Raw genomic sequence first — 17,805 nt, 5'->3', positions numbered from 1 at the left:
CCCCCGCACCACGATTTCGGGGCGCGGCGGCCCGGCGGGTGTTACGCGTCGACCGCCTCGCGCCAGGTGCGGACCGCGTCCGCCGAGACCGGCGCGGTCCAGCCCTGGGGGCGGGCGGCGCCGCCGATGTGGAAGGCGGTGAGGCCGGCGGCGCGCAGCCGGGGGAGGTGGTCGAGGCGGAGGCCGCCGCCGACGAGGATCTGGGGCTCGTAGCCGGGCTCGCCGGCGCGGGCGGCCTCGGCCTCCAGGACCGGGAGGCCGGCGTCCACTCCGGCGGCGGCGCCCGCGGTGAGGTAGGTGTCGAGGCCGGGGAGGTCGGCGAGGCGCTTGCGGAGCCCGTCGCGGTCGGCGGCGCGGTCGATGGCGCGGTGGAAGGTCCAGCGGGCGCCGTCGAGGACGGCGATGAGGCGCTCGACGGCGACCAGGTCGGGCTCGCCCGAGGGGGCGAGGAAGCCGAGGACGAACTCGTCGGCGCCGGCCGCGCGGAGCTCGGTGGCCCGGCCGACCAGGGCGTCGAGGTCCGCGGCGTCTCCGGCGGCGAAGCCGTCCGCCAGGCGGAGCATCACGCGGAGCGGGATGTCGACCGCGCGGCGGATGGCCGTGAAGCCGGCCGTCGACGGGGTGAGGCCGTCCGCCGCCATGTCGGTGACGAGTTCGAGGCGGTCGGCGCCCCCGGTCTGGGCGGCGACCGCGTCCTGCTCGTCGAGGGCGATCACCTCCAGGACAGCACGGTTGCTCATTGCGCCCATTCCTCCATGAATGACGGCTACAGGTCTAGTCCAATGACCAGACTAGCCGTGCGAGTGACCTCCCGCACCGTGCTCGGGCGTCTCCGACGGCGTCGCCGCGGGGGCCGGGGCCGCCTCCGGCGCACCGGCCCGCACGGTGAAGGCGGCCGTGCGGACCTCGCCCTCGTGCCGGAAGTCCAGGAAGAGGCGGTACGTGCCGGCGCTCGGCGCGGTCGCGGTGAAGGAGACGTCGGGGCCGGGGCCGCCCTCGTCGGGGTGGACGTGGAGGTAGGCGAGGTCGCCCTGACGGAGGGCGACCAGGTGGCCGTACGCGCCGAGGTAGGGCTCCAGGTCGGTGACCGGCCGGCCGTCCTTCGAGACGGTGAGGCGCAGCTCACCGGCCTTGCCGGGGTCGAGGGTGCCGCCGAGGCGGACCTGGTAGCCGTCGACCGTGGCGGTGGGGGCGGCGGCGGGCAGCGGCCGCGGGGCGTAGGCGCCGGGGACGCCGAGGTCGGCGCCGAGGGTGAGGGCCCCGGCGCCCTTCGCGGCGGGCTTGAAGTCGGCGAAGGCCTTGTAGCCGCCGGCGGCCGGCAGATCGGCCTCGACGGTCCAGGTGCCGTCGGCCGCCTTCTCGGGGTGGAGGTGGCGGAAGACCGTCAGGTCGCGCGAGGCGACGATGAAGTGGAGCTCCTTGCCGTGCTCGGTGGTGAAGGCGGTGACCTTCTTCCCGGCGGAGTCCTCGATGGCGAACCTCAGGGTGCTGCGGCCCACGGGCGGGGCGGGGGTCTCCAGGGCGAGGGTGTAGCCGCCCTGGGAGACCTGGAGGCCGCCGGGGAGCTCCGCGCCGGCGCCGGCGGGGGCCTCCTCGTGGCCGGCGTGGCCGGCGTGGCCGTCGGCGGCGTCGGGGGCGGCGGCGTGCTCGCCGTGCTCCGCCTTCGCCGGCTCGTCCACCGGCCCGACGCCCTTGCCGACCCCGTACGCGGTGCCGAAGGTCGCGGCGAGCGCGGCGGCGAAGGCGGTGATCTTCACTCCGGTGTTCATGGCTGCTCTCCCAGATGCGGGTGCGGGTGTGGACGGGGCGGCCGTGGGGCCGGTGTTCTCGTTCCCTGCACTTCACCATACCCCTGGGGGGTATCAAGTCAAGCCGGACCGACGCTTGCGCCGGATACCGCCGGGGGGTATACATGAATCCATGCCGACGATACCCCCCGAGGGTATCCGGTCCGCCTACACGATGGAGGACGACATGGGTTCCTGCTGCACCCCCGACAACAGCTGCTCGACCGGCACCACCACCGCGGTCGCCGTCGCCGACGCCACCGCCACCGTCTACGCGGTCTCCGGCATGACCTGCGGCCACTGCCGGACCGCGATCACCCAGGCGGTCGGCGCGCTGGAGGGCGTCCTCTCCGTGGACGTCGACGTCGCCGGCGGCCTGGTGACCGTCACCACGGACGGCGCGCCCGACGACGCCGCCGTCGCCGCGGCGATCGACGACGCGGGCTACGAGCTCACCGGCCGCGCCTGACCGAACAGGCCGCCGGGGCCCGTCCCGCGCCCCCGCCCGGGCCCCGGCCCCCGCCCGCACTCCCGAGGAGCAGGAAATGACCACGACGACCCCCGGCACCGCCCAGGTCGAGCTCGCCATCGGCGGCATGACCTGCGCCTCGTGCGCGGCCCGGATCGAGAAGAAGCTCAACCGCATGGACGGGGTCGAGGCCACCGTCAACTACGCCACCGAGAAGGCGAAGGTCACCTTCGCCGCCGACATCCCGGTCGCCGACCTGATCGCGACCGTCGAGGCCACCGGCTACACCGCCGAGGAGCCCGCGCCGCCGCGGACCGAAGCCCCCGGGGCCGGCGGCCCCACCGACGAGGAGAGGGCGGACGAGGAGCTGCGGCCGCTGAAGCAGCGCCTGGTCACCGCCGTCTCGCTCGCCGTCCCGGTCATCGCGATGGCGATGGTCCCGGCGCTCCAGATCGAGTACTGGCAGTGGCTGAGCCTCACGCTCGCCGCGCCGGTCGTCGTCTACGCCGCCTGGCCCTTCCACCGGGCCGCCTGGACCAACGCGAAGCACGGCGCGGCCACCATGGACACGCTGATCTCGGTCGGCACGATCGCCGCGTTCCTGTGGTCCCTGTGGGCGCTCTTCTTCGGCACCGCCGGCGCCCCGGGCATGACGCACCCCTTCGAGTTCACCATCGCCCGCACCGACGGCGCCGGGAACATCTACCTGGAGGCCGCCGCCGGCGTCACCGCCTTCATCCTGGCGGGCCGCTACTTCGAGGCCCGCTCGAAGCGGAAGGCCGGCGCCGCGCTCAAGGCGCTGATGCAGCTGGGCGCCAAGGAGGTCACCGTCCTGAGGGACGGGCGCGAGGTCACCGTCCCGACCGCCGAACTCCAGGTCGGGATGCGCTTCCTGGTCCGCCCGGGCGAGAAGATCGCCACCGACGGCACCGTGGTGGAGGGCTCCTCCGCCGTCGACGCCTCCATGCTCACCGGCGAGTCCGTGCCGGTCGAGGTCTCCGCCGGCGACTCCGTCACCGGCGCCACCCTGAACGCCGGCGGCCGCCTGGTCGTGGAGGCCACCCGCGTCGGCGCCGACACCCAGCTCGCCCGGATGGCGAAGCTGGTCGAGGACGCGCAGAACGGCAAGGCCGCCGCCCAGCGGCTCGCCGACCGGATCTCGGCCGTCTTCGTCCCGATCGTCATCGCGCTCTCGCTCGGCACCCTCGGCTTCTGGCTCGGCACCGGCCAGGGCCTGACCGCCGCCTTCACCGCCGCCGTCGCCGTCCTGATCATCGCCTGCCCGTGCGCCCTGGGCCTGGCCACCCCGACCGCCCTCATGGTCGGCACCGGCCGCGGCGCGCAGCTCGGCATCCTGATCAAGGGCCCCGAGGTCCTGGAGACCACCCGCAAGGTCGACACCATCGTCCTGGACAAGACCGGCACCGTCACCACCGGCCGGATGACCCTCCTCAAGGTCCACACCGCCGCCGGGACGGACGAGACCGACGTGCTGCGCCTGGCCGGCGCCCTGGAGCACTCCTCCGAGCACCCGATCGCCCAGGCCGTCGCCACCGGTGCCGCGGCGAGGGCCGGCACCCTGCCCACCCCCGAGGACTTCGCCAACATCCCCGGTCTCGGCGTCCAGGGCCTCGTCGAGGGGCACGCCGTCCTCGTCGGCCGCGAGAAGCTCCTGGAGGAGTGGGCGATGTCCCTCCCGGCGAGCCTGAAGGCCGCGAAGGACGCGGCGGAGAAGGGCGGCCGGACGGCCATCGCGGTCGCCTGGGACGGGGAGGCCCGCGCGGTCCTGGAGGTCGCCGACGCGGTCAAGGAGACCAGCGCGGAGGCGATCCGCCGGCTCAAGGCCCTCGGGCTCACCCCGATCCTGCTGACCGGCGACAACAAGGCGGTCGCGGAGGCCGTCGCCGCCGAGGTCGGCATCGGCGAGGTCATCGCCGAGGTCATGCCGCAGGACAAGGTGGACGTCGTCAAGAGGCTCCAGGCCGAGGGCCGTTCGGTCGCCATGGTGGGCGACGGCGTCAACGACGCGGCCGCGCTCGCCCAGGCCGACCTGGGCCTGGCGATGGGCACCGGCACGGACGCCGCCATCGAGGCCGGCGACCTGACCCTGGTCCGGGGCGACCTGCGGGCGGCGGCGGACGCCATCCGGCTCTCCCGCCGGACGCTCGGCACCATCCGGTCCAACCTCTTCTGGGCCTTCGCCTACAACGTGGCGGCCCTGCCGCTCGCCGCGGCCGGACTGCTCAACCCGATGATCGCCGGCGCCGCGATGGCCTTCTCCTCGGTCTTCGTGGTCGGCAACAGCCTGCGGCTGCGCGGCTTCCAGGCCGCGGACAGGTGACCTCCCCCGCTCTGCCGACTCCTCTCCACCCAGAGCTCGTGCACGGCGAGGGCGCAGAGGGCCCGGGCGTCGGCGCGGTTGGGGCGGGCCGGCCGGCGCGCCAGGAGGCGGGCGACGCGGTCGGCACGGGCGGCCGCGACGGGAACGGGGGCGTCGTGCCGGCGGGGGCGGGTCAGACGTGGAGGTGCGGGGGGAAGCCGGTCCAGCGGAGGGGGGCCGGGAGGTGGGCCGTGTCGTTGAAGACGAGGAGGCCCGGCGGCCGGCCCGGCGCGTAACGGATCACCGTCAGCGCCGCGTTCGCGTGGTCGACGCCCATCCACCGCCACGCCGGCGCCCCCAGCGCCCCCCGCACCAGCCACCCCACGAGGAAGTTGTGCGTGACGACCAGCTCGTGGCGCGGCTCGTCCCCGGCGACGGGTCCCGTGAAGCGCGCGACGGCCTCCGCCGCCAGCTCCGCGCCCGGGACGCGTTCCTCCTCCTTCGGGAACCGGCCGAGGAAGCCGAGCATCGGGTCGGCGACGTCGGCCGGCAGCTCCTCCCGGGAGGGCCGGTACGGGACGTAGTCGCCGGCCTCCTCGGCGACGCGCACCGGGACGCCGTCGAGCCGCTCGCCGATCAGCCGGGCCGTCTCCGCCGCGCGGGCGAGCGGCCCGTGGTGGACCGCCGTCAGCGGCACGCCGCGGAGCCGCTCGCCGAGGAGCGCGGCCTGCCGGCGGCCCGCCTCCGTCAGTCCGGTCTCGTCGGGCGTGGCCTCCGCGTGCCGGGTGAGATAGAGGTAGCGGTCGGCCGTGCCGGGCATGCGGGTGCACCTTGTCCGTCGGGTACGGGGTCCTGTGGGGGACGCCCGCGGACCCCCGGCCGGTTGCGGGCCCCGCCGACGGGCGCGGGCGGCCGGACGACCCGACCGCCCCCGGGTGCGTGCAACCGGGCGTGCGACCGGACGCCGTACGGGTGGACTCGGCCCCGCTCCCGCCCGGCGCCGCGGCACCGCGCGGGCTCCCGGTGCTGATCTGGCAGCGCCCGCACCCTCCCCCACCCCGAGAAGGCGCTCCCCCATGCGACGACGCGTCCCCCACCGCCGGCTCCTCGCCACCGCCCTGCTCCTCGCGGCGGCCGCCCTCGCCCCGGCCGCCCTGCCCGCGGCGGCCGCCCCCGCGCCCGTGCCGGTCCGGCACGGCGGCGAGGCCTGCCGGGACGGCGACGGGCTCCCGCCCGCCACCTCCGCCCGGCTCGACGCCACGGTCGAGAAGGTCCGCCGCGAGGCCGGCATCCCCGGCCTGGTCGTCGGCGTCTGGATGCCGGGCGAGGGGTGCTACGTCCGGGCCACCGGCGTCGCGGACAAGCGGACCGGGAGGCCGATGTCCACCGGCGGGTACGTCCGGATCGGCAGCGAGACGAAGACCTTCACCGTCACCGCGCTGCTCCAGCTCGTCGACGAGGGCAGGGTCGGGCTCGACGACCCGATCGACGACTACGTCCGGGGCGTCCCGAACGGGCACCGGATCACGCTCCGGCAGCTCGCCGGGATGCGCAGCGGGCTGTTCCCGTACACCTCGGACCCCGGCTTCACCCAGGACCTGCTGAGCGCGCCGAAGCGGCCGTTCAACCCGTGGGAGGTCCTCTCGTACGGCTACCGGCACGCCAACACCTTCGAGCCGGGCGCCGCCTTCCAGTACTCCAACTCCAACCTCGTGCTGCTCGGCCTGGTCGTCGAGAAGGTCACCGGCCGGCGCCTCGCCGACGTCCTGCGCGAGCGCGTCGCCGGACCGGCGGGGCTGCGCCACACCTTCCTGCCCGAGGGCGCCGAGTTCCCTCGCCCGCACCCCCGCGGCTACACCGACCAGACCCTGACCGGCGCCGAGGCCGACGCGACGGACTGGAACCCCAGCTGGGCGTGGGCGGCCGGCGGGATGATCTCGGACCTGGAGGACCTGCGGCGCTGGGCCCCGGTCCTGGCCACCGGCAAGCTCCTCAGCCCCGGGACGCAGGCGCAGCGCCTGAAGACCCTCCCGACGGGCTTCCCCGGCACCGGCTACGGCCTCGGCATCCTGGACACCAACGGCTGGATCGGCCACAACGGCTCCCTGCCCGGGTACGAGACGGTCACCGTCTACCTGCCGTCGCGGAAGGCCACCCTCGTCCTGATGCTCAACACGGACTCCCTCAGCGGCGGCCAGGAGCCGTCGACGCTGGTGGCGCGGGCCGTCACGGAGGTCATCACCCCGGAGAACGTCTACGCGGGCTCGGTCACCCCCCGCCGCTGACGACGCCCCCGGAGGCGCACCCGGCGGTCGTCCGGTCCGGGACGCCGGAGGGGCTGGACTTCCTGCCGGTCTGCGCGGGACGGGGTCCCGTGCCTACGATCGGGTCATGAGCACTGACGGTTCCCACTGGTCCATCGGGTCCCGGGACTCGTTCCTGTCCATCGGATCGGTCGGCTCGACGCTGTCGATCGGCTCCGTGGGCTCGTTCCTGTCCATCGGATCGGTCGGCTCCGCCGCCTCCGTCCTCTCGGTCGGCTCCTGGGCGAGCCTCGGCTCGATCCTCTCGGCGGAGTCCCAGTGGTCGGCCCTGTCCTGGCGCTCCCGCGGCGGCCTGCTGGCCGCCGGCGCCGCGCTGACGACCGCCGCCGCGCTGCTGGCCCTGGCCGCCCGCCGCGACTGACGCCCCGCCCAGGCCTCCGGCACGGGGCGTCCGGTCACGGGTGGCCGGTGGAGGAACTCCCCCCGCACGCCCGCCTGTTGCCGACACGTGCCCATGATCCCCGCACGGTTCCGGCCCTCCGCTCGGACGACCTCGGCTGACCCGTTTGCGGCACGACGGCTTCTCCGTCCGAGACGGCGCCGGGACCGGAACGGGGCTTTGCCCGCCGAACCGTTCCGTTCATACACTGGACGCCCCTCCCCCATCCCGAGGACGTACCGCCATGGCCGCCGGCAAGGACGACCTCGACGCGTACGGGATCCCGGTCGTCCCGGCCCCCGCCGGCGCCGCTTCCCGCAAGCGGCGGGCGATCGTCGACGCGGCGCTGACCGAATTCCTCGCGGAGGGGTACTCGGCGGCGTCGATGGACGCCGTCACCGCCCGGTCCGGGGTGTCGAAGGCGACGGTCTACAAGCACTTCGGCAGCAAGGAGCGCCTGTTCCTCGCCGTCATCGGCGACGTGCTGCGGAAGACCTGCGCCGACCTGGAACCGGCCGGCCAGGCCATCGCCGCCGCGCCCGACCTCCGGTCCGCGCTGGTGCGGCTGACCACCGACCGGGCGCGGATCCTGCTGCGGCCGGACGTCATGGCGCTGCGGCGGCTCGTCATCGGCGAGATCGACCGCTTCCCGCAGCTCGGGCGGCTCTGGTGCCGGGTCGGCCACGACGTGGACGACGGTCCGCTCGTCGAGGCCCTCACCGCGCTCGACGCGCGCGGCGACCTCGCCGTGCCGGACCCGAAGCTGGCGGCGCGGCAGCTGGTCGCGGCGACGGTCGGGGTGCCGCAGCTCGTCCGCACCTTCTCGCCCGAGGCCGAGATCGACGAGGCCGAGCTGGAGCGGGTCATCGGCTCGGGAGTGGACCTGTTCCTGGCGCGGTACGCCACCGGCGCCTGACCACCGCCCAGGCCGGCAGGGCCGCCGGCCGCACCCCGGTGCCGGCGAGAGCCGCCGGCGGCGCCCCGGAGGGGCTGCCGCGGCCTCACACCACCAGGCCCACCGCCAGGACCGCGATCAGGGCGCTCGACGCCAGGCCCGTGAGGAGCCGGGCGCGGGCGCCCGCCAGGGCGTGGCCGAGGAGGGTGCCGGTGGCCGCCAGGAGGAGCTGCCAGCTCGCCGAGGCGGCGAAGGCCGCGGCGACGAAGACCGCCGAGTCGGCCGGGCCCGCCGTGGCGTGGCCGCCGAGGACCAGGGCCGTGAAGTAGAGGACCGTCATCGGGTTCAGGACCGTGATGCCGAGGAAGGTCCAGAAGGCGCGGTGCGGGGCCGCCACCGGCCGTTCCTCCGCCGGGTTCCCGGCGCGGTGGGCCCGCAGCGCGGTACGGGCCGAGGCCGCCGCGAGGGCCAGCAGGACGAGCGCGGACGCCCAGCGCAGGGGCGTCGCCACCGGCGCGAGGAGCGGGACCAGGGCGGCTCCGCCGGCGACCGCGACCAGGGCGTACACCCCGTCCGCCGTCGCGATGCCGAGCGCCGCGCCCGCCCCCGTGCGCCACGGGCTGCGGGCCGCGACCGCCACCAGGTGGGCGCCGACGGCGCCGACCGGGATCGCGATGCCGTAGCCGGCCAGCAGACCGGCCACCACCGCGGCCGTCACGCGGCGGCGGGGGCCGCACCTCCGGGGGCGGGCGGCGTCTGCTGTCGGTGGTAGGCCGAGCCGTCCTTCGTCCGGGCGAGGAAGCCGCCGACGACGAGGTACCGGCGGAGCGCCGCGTGGTCGTCGTGGACCGTCTTCAGCGCCGCGTCGACCTCGGGCTCGCGGTAGACCCGGCCGAAGTCGAAGAGGGTCTCGGTCAGGTGGGCCAGGAGCGCCTCGCGGCGGGCCGGCCGGCGCGGGATCGCCAGGAGGCGCCCGTCGGCGGAGAAGAGGTCCGCCACGGGGCGCGGGGAGGGATGACTGCTCATGGGGGGAAGGGTGGCGGCCCGGCTCCCCGCCCCGCAAAGGGTTTTCGGCGCGCCGGCGGTCCCGGGGGTTCCGGCGCGGCGGCGGTCACCGGAACATGACGTTCACCGCGTCCTGGAAGGTCGGGAGGATCGGCGGCATGCCCGTCTCCTGGAAGATCGGGCGGGCCTTCACCGCGAAGGCGAGGAAGTCCTCCTCCGACTCCCAGAAGTCCACCACCCGCCAGCCGCCGGACCCGTCCGGGCCCGCCGCGTGCGCGAGGAAGCCCTGCGGCGGCCACCACTCGGCCTCCCCCAGCCGCCGCGTCGCGGACTCGTACTGCTCCTGGGTGCCGCCGGGGATCTCGACGGTGACGATGACGGCCATGCTGCTGCTCCCGGGGGTGCGGGGGTGGGGTCCCGCCCAGCACACCCCCGGCTCCGGCGCCCCGCACCGCGACGGGGCCCGAACGGGCGAGGCTCCGGAGGGCGGGGCACCGGGGCCGGAGGGCGGGCGGCCCTTTCGGGACGGGGGCGGCGGCCTCGGGACGGGGGGCGGCCGGCGGCTCAGGCGGAGACCTTCTCGCCCTGCGGCGCGGGGGCGGCGGCCTCGGCCGCCACGGCCTTGTCGCCCTTCATCACCAGGAGGGTGACCACGCCGCCGACGGCGGCGATCACCGCGGCGCCGACGAAGGCGGCCGAGAAGCCCTCGGTCAGCTCGGGCAGGTCGCCCAGGCGGTCGGCGCCCTGCGACATGGCGACCGCGGTGAGGGCCGCGAGGCCGAGCGCGGAGCCGACGTTGTAGGTGGTGTTGACGATGCCGGAGGCGAGGCCGGCCTGCTCCTGCGGGGCGCCGGACATCGCGGCGATCATCGCCGGGATGTAGGCGAGGGACATGCCGAGCGCGGCGACCAGCGAGGCCGGCAGGACGTCGACGAGGAAGGTGCCGGTGGGCTCGACTGCGGCGAGCCAGACCAGGCCGGCCGCGAGGACCAGCAGACCGCCGCCGATCAGCGGCTTGGCGCCGACCTTCGTCATCAGGCGGGAGGTGACGGCCGTCATGAAGATCATGAGGAGCACGGTCATCGGGAGGAGCGCGGCGCCGGAGGCGAAGGCCCCGTAGCCGAGGACCTGCTGGAGGTAGAGGTTGAGGAAGTACCACATCGGGATCCACGCGGCGCCGAGCAGCGTCATCGCCAGGTTGGCCGAGCCGAGGCGCGGGACCCGCCAGACGCCGAGCGGCATGAGGGGCTCGCGGACGGACTTCTGGATCACGAGGAAGAGGACGAGCAGCGCGGCGGCGCCCACCAGCTGGAGGATCGTCGCGGTGGAGCCCCGGCCGGCCTCGGGGGCGCGGACGACGGCGAAGACGGCGAGCGCGAGGCCGGCGGTGACGGCGACGGCGCCGAGGACGTCGACGGAGCCGCGGCGGGACCCGACGTCCGGGAGCAGCTTGGTGGCGGCGAGGGTGGCCAGGCCGATCGGGATGTAGATGGCGAAGACCCACTGCCAGGCGGCCCACTCGGTGAAGACGCCGCCGAGGAAGACGCCCGCGGTGCCGCCGGCCGGGGCCGCGGCGCCGTACAGCGCCATCGCCTTGCCGAGCTCCTTCGGGTCGTGCGTGAAGAGCATCATCAGGAGGGTCATCGCGGAGGGCGCGATGAGCGCGCCGCCGACGCCCTGCACGGCACGGCCGGCGATCTCGACCCAGGCGGTCTGCGCGGCGGCGGCGAGCACCGAGCCGGCGATCATCACGGCCCAGCCGGTGACGAAGATCTTCCGGGCTCCGACGAGGTCGGAGAGGCGTCCGCCGAGGAGCAGCAGGCCGCCGAAGACGATCACGTAGGCGTTGAAGACCCACTGGAGCTCGCCCTGGCCGAAGCCCAGGTCCTTCTGCATCTCGGGGAGGGCGACCCCGATGATCGAGGTGTCCATGATGACCATGAACTGGGCGGTGGCGAGCACGAGAAGTGCCCACCAGCGCCGGGGGTTGACGTGTGACATCGCACTGCCCTTCACTCGCGGCCGACCGGTGGACCGGGCCGTTCACATACCCCTGGGGGGTACCTTCGCGGAGCACCGTAGCATACCCATGGGGGGTATGTAAGAGTGAGATGGGGGCGCGCTTCCGCCACGGCCGCGGCACCCCGGACGGGCACAATGCGCCCATGACCGCAACCGAGGAAGCCGCCCCGCGCGACCAGCACCAGGACCTCCTCCGGCGCTGGAACGCCACCCTGCTCGCCGCCCGCGCCGGCCACGACGGCCCGGACCCCGCCCCGTACGGCCTCGACCTCCTGGACCGCTGGGCCGAACCGCAGCGGCGGTACCACACCACCGCCCACCTGCGGGCGGTCCTCGACCGGATCGACGAGCTCGCCGACCAGGGCGGCGAGGGCGGGGAGCTCGAACTCGTCCGCCTCGCCGCCTGGTTCCACGACGCCGTCTACCGACCCGACCGCTCCGAGAACGAGGAGCGCTCCGCCTCCCTCGCCGAACGCGCCCTGACCGAAGCCGGGCTGACCCCGCACGAGGTGGCGGAGGTGGCCCGCCTGGTCCGCCTCACCGTCACCCACGACCCCGAACCCGGCGACCTCAACGGCGAGACCCTCTGCGACGCCGACCTCGCGATCCTCGCGACCGACCCCGATACCTACCGGGGGTACACGGCGGCGGTCCGCGAGGAGTACGGCTTCGTCCCCGACGACGCCTTCCGCGACGGCCGCGCCGCCGTCCTCCGCCAGCTCCTCGGCCTCCCCCGGCTCTTCCGCACGCCGTACGGCGCGGCGGCCTGGGAGGAGAGGGCCCGGACCAACATCGACGCGGAGCTGTCGGCCCTCACCGCCCCGGACCACCCCTCCACCGCCCCGGACCACCCCTCCGCCACCGCGTGAACCCCCGCCGCGCGGCGAGGCCCCCGGCCCCCGGCCCCCGGGAAACCTCCGCCGCGCCGCGGACCCCCCTCGCCCCCGGAACTCCCCCGCCCCCGGAACTCCCCTGGCCATCGGGGCTTCTCCGCCCCTCGGAACTCCCCTCAAGAAACCGGTACTTGGCCCTCCCCACCCTTTGTTAGCCTCCGCCAGGCGTGCCGGTGATCATCCGCGCACGCGCCGACAGGGGAGGGACACGTGTTCATGCAGAGGTCCGGAAGGACGAGATCCGCCGGGGGGCGGCCGCGAGCGGGGTGGGGCGCGGCGGCGGCCGTCGCCGCGCTGGCCGCCTCGGTCGTCACGGCCGTGCCCGGAGCCGCACACGCCGCGGACGGCCTGCCCCCGCGGCAGCCGCTCACCGGCGACCTCCAGACCGCCTTCAAGGCCTGCGCCACCGGCGGGGAGCCGGCGTACGTCCCGACGGTCCCCGTCGTCACGGCCGTGCTGCACGACCCGGAGGAGGACGACGGACCCGCCGAGGGCAACACGGTGGCCGGCGACTTCGAGGCCTGGTGGACCGACGCCTCGGGGACCGAGCAGCGCCGCACCCACTCCTCGTACCCGGCCCCGTCGGGAACCGTCCAGCGCTGGCAGCTCCCGCCGGACGTGCCGGCGGACACCGTCGTCTCGTGGCACGTCCGCGCGAACGACGGCACCGCGGCCTCCGCGTGGAGCTCCGAGGGGACGGGCGCCGCCTGCCGCTTCGTGATCGACCAGGCGAACCCGGAGAAGCCGGCGGTCGCCTCGGACGACTACCCGGCGGAGCGGTACAGCGACGGGGTCGGCCGGTACGGCTCCTTCGTCGTCGACTCCCCCTCCCCCGACGTCGTCGCCTACCAGTACAACTTCATCGGCGGCCCCCAGCTGACCGCCCTGCCCGCCGAACCCGGCGGCCCCGCGACCCTCCGCTTCCTGCCGCAGAAGAACGGCCCCGACTACCTGAGCGTCTGGGCGGTCGACCGGGCGGGCCGGCGCAGCACGACCACCACGCACCACTTCTTCGTGAACGCGGGCCGCGCGCCGGTCGCCCACTGGAAGCTGGCCGACCCCGCCGGGTCCGCGCACGCCGCCGCCGAGACCGGCGCGGCCGCCCGGGCCGGCTCCGGAGTCGTCTTCGGCGGCCCGGCGCCCGCCGGCACCACCCTCGCCTCCACGGCCGCGCTCGACGGGAGCCGCCACGGCTTCCTCACCACGGACGCCCCGGCCGTCGACACCCGCGGCACCTTCGCCGTCAGCGCCTGGGTCCGCCCCGCGCGGACCGACCGCACCATGACGGTCGCCGGGCAGGACACCGCCGACGGCGCCGCCTTCACCCTCGGCCTGCGCGCCAGGAGCTCCGGCCCCGTCTGGTCCTTCGCCCTGGGCGGCGCCCGGGTGTCGGGCGGCGCGCCCGAGACCGGCGAGTGGGCCCACCTGCTGGGGCTCTACGACTCCGAGACCGGCACCGCCCGGCTGTACGTGAACGGACGCGAGACGGGCACGCCCGTCCAGGCCTCGCCCGCCGCCTCCACCGGCGCCTTCCAGCTCGGACGGGCGCACCGCGGGTCCGGCTACGGGCAGCGCTGGCAGGGCGACCTCGGGGACGTCCGGGTCCACGACCGCGTCGTCGTGGCGGCCGAGGCGGCCCGGCTCGCCCACCGGCAGCCGAAGCGGCTCGGCCGGTGGTCCCTGGAGACCGCCGCGGACGGCACCAGCCCGGACGCGTACGGCGGCGCCCCGCTGCGGCTCGGCGGCGGGGCCTCGGTCCACCGGGGCCCGGACGGCTCCTGCGTCCCGGACCTCGACCCCGAGTGCCCGGTCGTGCCGTACGCCCTCGTCGGGGACGGTCACCTGTCCCTGGACGGCGCGTCCGGCCACGCCGTCGCCGACGGACCGGTGGTGGACACCTCCGACAGCTTCACCCTCGGCGTGGTGGCCCGCCTCGCGGACCGCGCGCCGGCCGGCCCGATGACCGTCCTGTCCCTGCCCGGACGGCACGCCGACGCCTTCCAGGTGCGCTACGACCCGGCCGGAGGGGCCTGGCAGCTCGTGGTCACCGAGCGGGACGAGGCCGGCGCCCCCGAGCGGATCGTCTCGCGCGCCGTCCCCGCCGACGGCGGCGAGGGCGACGGCCACCGCCTGGCCGTCGTCTACGACGACGCGAACGACACGGTGACGCTGTACCTCGACGGCTACGCCGAGGCCGGGACCACCGCGACCCTCCCCCGCTCCTGGCGCGCCACCGGCCCCCTGCAGGTCGGCCGCGGCCTCGTCGCCGGCGCGCCCGGCGCGTACCTGCGCGGCGACGTGGACGAGATCCAGGCGTACGCCGGCGCGCTGAGCCCCCAGGACGTCACCCGGCTCGGCTGGGGCGGCCAGCCCTGCCTCTGCTGAGCGACCGCCCCGCACCGGACCGCCCGCCCCCCTTCCGGGGGCGGGCGGTCCCTCGTGGTCCACGTCCCGGGGCCCACGTCCCGAGGTCCACATCCCTGGCTCGGCATCCCGGGCCCACGTTCCGAGGTCCGCATCCCGAGGTCCGCATCCCGGGGCCCACGTCCCGGGGTCCACATCCCGAGACGCCCCCGGAAAAGGGAATGACAGGAACGAACGGCAGGTTGACCCCTGTCATGCCGTCTCCCTCAGCCGACCCCGCCGACCCCGCCGCCGGACACTCCCCCGAGCACCCCGCCGCCCCCGCCGCCGAGCCCTCCTCCGGGCCCGCGCCCGCCTCCCCCGCCGCTCCCCGGATGCCCCTGGCCGTCTACATCCTCGGCCTCTCCGTCTTCGCGCTCGGCACGAGCGAGTTCATGCTCTCCGGGCTGCTCCAGCCCATCGCTACGGACATGGGCGTCTCCATCCCGCAGGCCGGGCTCCTCATCTCGGCCTTCGCCATCGGCATGGTCGTCGGCGCCCCGCTGCTCGCCGTCGCGACCCTCCGCCTCCCCCGGAAGACCACCCTGGTCGCGCTGATCACCGTCTTCGGCCTCGGCCAGATAGCCGGCGCCCTCGCCCCGAACTACGGGATCCTCTTCGCCTCCCGCGTGGTCAGCGCGCTCGCCTGCGCCGGCTTCTGGGCCGTCGGCGCGGCCGTCGCCATCGCGATGGTCCCGCAGGGCTCCCGGGCCCGGGCCATGGCCGTCATGATCGGCGGCCTCTCCATCGCCAACGTCCTCGGCGTCCCCGCCGGCGCCTTCCTCGGCGAGCACCTCGGCTGGCGCGCGGCCTTCTGGGCCGTCGGCGCCGCCTCCGCGATCGCCCTCGTCGGCGTCCTGACCCGCATCCCGCACCTCCCGCTCCCCGAGACGAAGCCCCGCCTCGCGAAGGAGCTCACGATCTACCGGGACCGCCAGGTCCTCCTCTCGATCGTGATCACCGCGCTCGCCGCCGGCGGCGTCTTCTGCGCCTTCTCCTACCTGGCGCCGCTCCTCACCGAGGTCTCGGGCCTCGACGAGGGATGGGTCTCCGGCGTCCTCGCGCTCTTCGGCATCGGCGCCCTCGTCGGCACCACGATCGGCGGCCGGGTCGCCGACGCCCACCTCTTCGGCGTCCTCCTCAGCGGCATCACCGCCTCCACCGTCTTCCTCGTGGCCCTGGCCCTCCTCGCCACCGGCCCGGTGGCGACGATCCTCCTGGCCTTCCTCCTCGGCGTCTCCGCCTTCTACACGGCGCCCGCCCTCAACGCCCGCATGTTCAACGTCGCGGGCGCCGCCCCGACCCTCGCCGGCGCCACCACCACCGCGGCCTTCAACCTGGGCAACACCGGCGGCCCCTGGCTCGGCGGCACCGTCATCGACGCCGGCCTCGGCTACGTCTCGCCCGCCTGGGCCGGCGCCGCCATGACCCTCCTGGGCCTCGCCGCGGTCGTGCTCTCCCTCCGCCTCACCCGCACGGGGAGGTCCCGCGTGGTGGCCGGCGCCGGAGCGGCCGGCGCCGGAGCTCCCCGCACCACCGCGCCGGAGCCCGCGGCCGGCCGCTGACGCGGCCCGCGGCTATCCCTCCGCCGCCCGTCCCTTCGGGCGGCGGAGGCCCGCCGCCGTGAGGCGGCGGAGGAGTTCCTTGGAGCCGACGGGGACGGCTCCGGCCGCGACGGCGGCCTCGTGCCAGTCGGACGGGATGTCGTAGTGGTCGCGGTCGAAGCCGCGCGCCGGGACGCCGAGGGCGGCGGCGAAGGCGTGCAGCTCCTCGAAGGAGGCGTCGCTGACCAGGTGGGACCACATGCGGCCGTGGCCCGGCCAGGTCGGCGGGTCGATGTAGAGGGTCACGGGCGCGGCCCCGTACCGGCGGGTCCCGCGCCCCGGTGGCCCGCCGCCCGTGCCGTGCGGCCCGCGGCGCCCGTCACGTCAGGCCGCCCACGCGGGCCACCACCACGCCCTGCTCGGCGCAGACCCAGTGGGGGTCCGGGCCCAGTTCCGGTTCGACGTCGAGGGCGTGGGGGTCGCCGGAGGGGCAGACGGGGCAGAGGGGCCAGCGGCCGTACTGCTCCAGGAGGGCGTCCTGGACGTCCTGGGCGACCAGGCCGGCGACGTACTCGACGCCCTCGGGCCACTGCTCGACCCACCAGCGGCGGTGCGCCACCGCCTCCTCCACCATCGACACGACCTGGGCGGCGGCCACGTCACGGGCCGCGAGGTCGGCCAGCACCAGTGCGCGAGCGGCGTGCAGCGCCTGCTCCACGGGGTCGATGTCGTCCATGGGGTCATTGTCCCCCGGCGGCCGGGGGAGGACGAAGGTCCCCTCCTGACGCGGGCCTTACGGGCCCTTGTCCCGACGCCCCGGTGAAAGTATCTTTCAGATGTGACCCATGACGTGAAGGAAACTTTCAGCGGGGAGGCGCCCCCCGCGCCGGCCGCGCTCGCCGCCAAGGTGCGGACCCTCGCCCCCTCCATGACCCGCTCCATGCAGCGGGTCGCCGAGGCCGTCGCCGGGGACCCCGCCGGCTGCGCCGCCCTCACGGTCACCGGCCTCGCCGAACTGACCGGCACCAGCGAGGCCACCGTCGTCCGCACCGCCCGCCTCCTGGGCTACCCCGGCTACCGCGACCTGCGGCTCGCCCTCGCGGGGCTCGCCGCCCAGCAGCAGTCGGGACGGGCCCCTTCCGTCACCGCCGACATCGCCGTCGACGACCCGGTCGCCGACGTGGTCGCCAAGCTCGCCCACGACGAGCGGCAGACCCTCGCCGACACCGCCGCCGCGCTCGACACCGTCCAGCTCGGCGCCGTCGCCGCCGCCTGCGCCACCGCCCGCCGCATCGACGTGTACGGCGTCGGCGCCTCCGGCCTGGTCGCCCAGGACCTCGTGCAGAAGCTGCTGCGGATCGGGCTCGTCGCCCACGCCCACAGCGACCCGCACCTGGCGGTCACCAACGCCGTGCAGCTCCGCTCCGGCGACGTGGCCCTCGCCATCACCCACTCCGGCTCGACCGGCGACGTCATAGAACCGCTCCGGGTGGCCTTCGAGCACGGCGCCACCACGGTCGCGATCACCGGTCGCCCGGACGGGCCGGTCAGCCAGTACGCCGACCACGTGCTGACCACGTCCACCGCCCGCGAGAGCGAGCTGAGACCGGCCGCCATGTCGTCCCGGACCAGCCAGCTCCTGGTCGTGGACTGCCTGTTCACCTGTGTCACCCAGCGTACGTACGAGACCGCGGCCCCTGCCCTCGCGGCCTCGTACGAAGCCCTCGCCCACCGTCACTCCCCGCGCACCCGCTGACCCCGGAA

18 protein-coding genes are annotated in these 17,805 nt (G+C 75.8%); 9 read left to right on the top strand and 9 right to left on the bottom strand.

Features of this window, described 5'->3' with window-relative positions; genetic code table 11:
• Positions 1–41 precede the first annotated feature (41 nt).
• Positions 42–740 carry a copper homeostasis protein CutC gene (locus tag IE287_RS00360; RefSeq protein ID WP_189846826.1) on the bottom strand — a complete coding sequence of 233 codons (699 nt, stop codon included), beginning with the start codon at positions 738–740 and terminating at the stop codon, positions 42–44.
• Between the two features lie 51 nt (positions 741–791).
• Positions 792–1,769: a DUF8832 domain-containing protein gene (locus tag IE287_RS00355; protein ID WP_189846825.1), complete on the bottom strand. Its 978-nt coding sequence runs from the start codon at positions 1,767–1,769 to the stop codon at positions 792–794.
• 205 nt (positions 1,770–1,974) lie between these two features.
• Between IE287_RS00355 and IE287_RS00350 the strand changes: the two genes are divergently transcribed.
• Positions 1,975–2,256, top strand: a complete 282-nt coding sequence (locus IE287_RS00350) for a heavy-metal-associated domain-containing protein (protein WP_189847245.1) — start codon at positions 1,975–1,977, stop codon at positions 2,254–2,256.
• 76 nt (positions 2,257–2,332) lie between these two features.
• Positions 2,333–4,597 carry a heavy metal translocating P-type ATPase gene (locus IE287_RS00345; protein ID WP_189846824.1) on the top strand — a complete coding sequence of 755 codons (2,265 nt, stop codon included), beginning with the start codon at positions 2,333–2,335 and terminating at the stop codon, positions 4,595–4,597.
• A 172-nt stretch (positions 4,598–4,769) separates the two neighbouring features.
• Here the strand turns inward: IE287_RS00345 and IE287_RS00340 are convergent, their stop codons facing one another.
• Positions 4,770–5,396: a histidine phosphatase family protein gene (locus tag IE287_RS00340; RefSeq protein WP_189846823.1), complete on the bottom strand. Its 627-nt coding sequence runs from the start codon at positions 5,394–5,396 to the stop codon at positions 4,770–4,772.
• 256 nt (positions 5,397–5,652) lie between these two features.
• Here IE287_RS00340 and IE287_RS00335 point away from each other — a divergent pair, with 256 nt between their 5' ends.
• From IE287_RS00335 to IE287_RS00325, 3 genes are all read left to right on the top strand, one after another.
• Positions 5,653–6,861: a serine hydrolase domain-containing protein gene (locus IE287_RS00335; protein WP_189846822.1), complete on the top strand. Its 1,209-nt coding sequence runs from the start codon at positions 5,653–5,655 to the stop codon at positions 6,859–6,861.
• Between the two features lie 106 nt (positions 6,862–6,967).
• Entirely contained in the window at positions 6,968–7,261 is a 294-nt protein-coding gene (locus IE287_RS00330) for a hypothetical protein (RefSeq protein ID WP_189846821.1), read from the top strand.
• A 262-nt stretch (positions 7,262–7,523) separates the two neighbouring features.
• Entirely contained in the window at positions 7,524–8,195 is a 672-nt protein-coding gene (locus tag IE287_RS00325; protein WP_189846820.1) for a TetR/AcrR family transcriptional regulator, read from the top strand.
• 85 nt (positions 8,196–8,280) lie between these two features.
• Here IE287_RS00325 and IE287_RS00320 read toward each other — a convergent pair whose 3' ends face one another.
• The 4 genes from IE287_RS00320 to IE287_RS00305 all read right to left on the bottom strand — a co-directional run bounded on the left by IE287_RS00320 (position 8,281) and on the right by IE287_RS00305 (position 11,180).
• Positions 8,281–8,892, bottom strand: a complete 612-nt coding sequence (locus IE287_RS00320) for a LysE family transporter (RefSeq protein ID WP_189846819.1) — start codon at positions 8,890–8,892, stop codon at positions 8,281–8,283.
• Positions 8,889–9,200 (bottom strand): DUF2087 domain-containing protein, encoded by a 312-nt coding sequence (locus IE287_RS00315; RefSeq protein ID WP_189846818.1) that lies wholly within the window; start codon positions 9,198–9,200, stop codon positions 8,889–8,891. Before IE287_RS00315 ends, IE287_RS00320 begins: the two co-directional genes overlap by 4 nt.
• An 85-nt stretch (positions 9,201–9,285) precedes the next feature.
• Complete coding sequence (locus IE287_RS00310) at positions 9,286–9,564, bottom strand: hypothetical protein (RefSeq protein ID WP_189846817.1); 279 nt, start codon at positions 9,562–9,564, stop codon at positions 9,286–9,288.
• Positions 9,565–9,743: 179 nt separating this feature from the next.
• The gene (locus IE287_RS00305) at positions 9,744–11,180 is read right to left on the bottom strand and encodes an MFS transporter (protein ID WP_189846816.1); all 1,437 of its coding nucleotides are present in this window, start codon (positions 11,178–11,180) and stop codon (positions 9,744–9,746) included.
• A 164-nt stretch (positions 11,181–11,344) separates the two neighbouring features.
• Between IE287_RS00305 and IE287_RS00300 the strand changes: the two genes are divergently transcribed.
• The 3 genes from IE287_RS00300 (at position 11,345) to IE287_RS00290 (ending at position 16,062) form a co-directional block, all read left to right on the top strand.
• Positions 11,345–12,070: an HD domain-containing protein gene (locus tag IE287_RS00300; RefSeq protein ID WP_229883201.1), complete on the top strand. Its 726-nt coding sequence runs from the start codon at positions 11,345–11,347 to the stop codon at positions 12,068–12,070.
• Positions 12,071–12,310: 240 nt separating this feature from the next.
• Positions 12,311–14,479 carry a LamG domain-containing protein gene (locus IE287_RS00295; RefSeq protein WP_189846814.1) on the top strand — a complete coding sequence of 723 codons (2,169 nt, stop codon included), beginning with the start codon at positions 12,311–12,313 and terminating at the stop codon, positions 14,477–14,479.
• Positions 14,480–14,832: 353 nt separating this feature from the next.
• Entirely contained in the window at positions 14,833–16,062 is a 1,230-nt protein-coding gene (locus tag IE287_RS00290) for a Cmx/CmrA family chloramphenicol efflux MFS transporter (protein WP_189847244.1), read from the top strand.
• A 12-nt stretch (positions 16,063–16,074) separates the two neighbouring features.
• Here IE287_RS00290 and IE287_RS00285 read toward each other — a convergent pair whose 3' ends face one another.
• Together IE287_RS00285 and IE287_RS00280 are read right to left on the bottom strand one after the other, a co-directional pair.
• Positions 16,075–16,347: a DUF4031 domain-containing protein gene (locus IE287_RS00285; protein WP_189846813.1), complete on the bottom strand. Its 273-nt coding sequence runs from the start codon at positions 16,345–16,347 to the stop codon at positions 16,075–16,077.
• 73 nt (positions 16,348–16,420) lie between these two features.
• The gene (locus IE287_RS00280) at positions 16,421–16,777 is read right to left on the bottom strand and encodes a DUF8819 family protein (protein WP_189846812.1); all 357 of its coding nucleotides are present in this window, start codon (positions 16,775–16,777) and stop codon (positions 16,421–16,423) included.
• Between the two features lie 102 nt (positions 16,778–16,879).
• Between IE287_RS00280 and IE287_RS00275 the strand changes: the two genes are divergently transcribed.
• Positions 16,880–17,797 carry a MurR/RpiR family transcriptional regulator gene (locus tag IE287_RS00275; protein ID WP_189846811.1) on the top strand — a complete coding sequence of 306 codons (918 nt, stop codon included), beginning with the start codon at positions 16,880–16,882 and terminating at the stop codon, positions 17,795–17,797.
• The last annotated feature ends 8 nt before the right edge of the window (positions 17,798–17,805 follow it).

This window comes from Streptomyces omiyaensis, from assembly GCF_014650895.1.
Classification (GTDB): Bacteria; Actinomycetota; Actinomycetes; order Streptomycetales; family Streptomycetaceae; genus Streptomyces; species Streptomyces omiyaensis.
The sequence above is the reverse complement of the archived record's forward strand: the minus strand, read 5'-3'. Positions and strand labels throughout refer to the sequence as shown.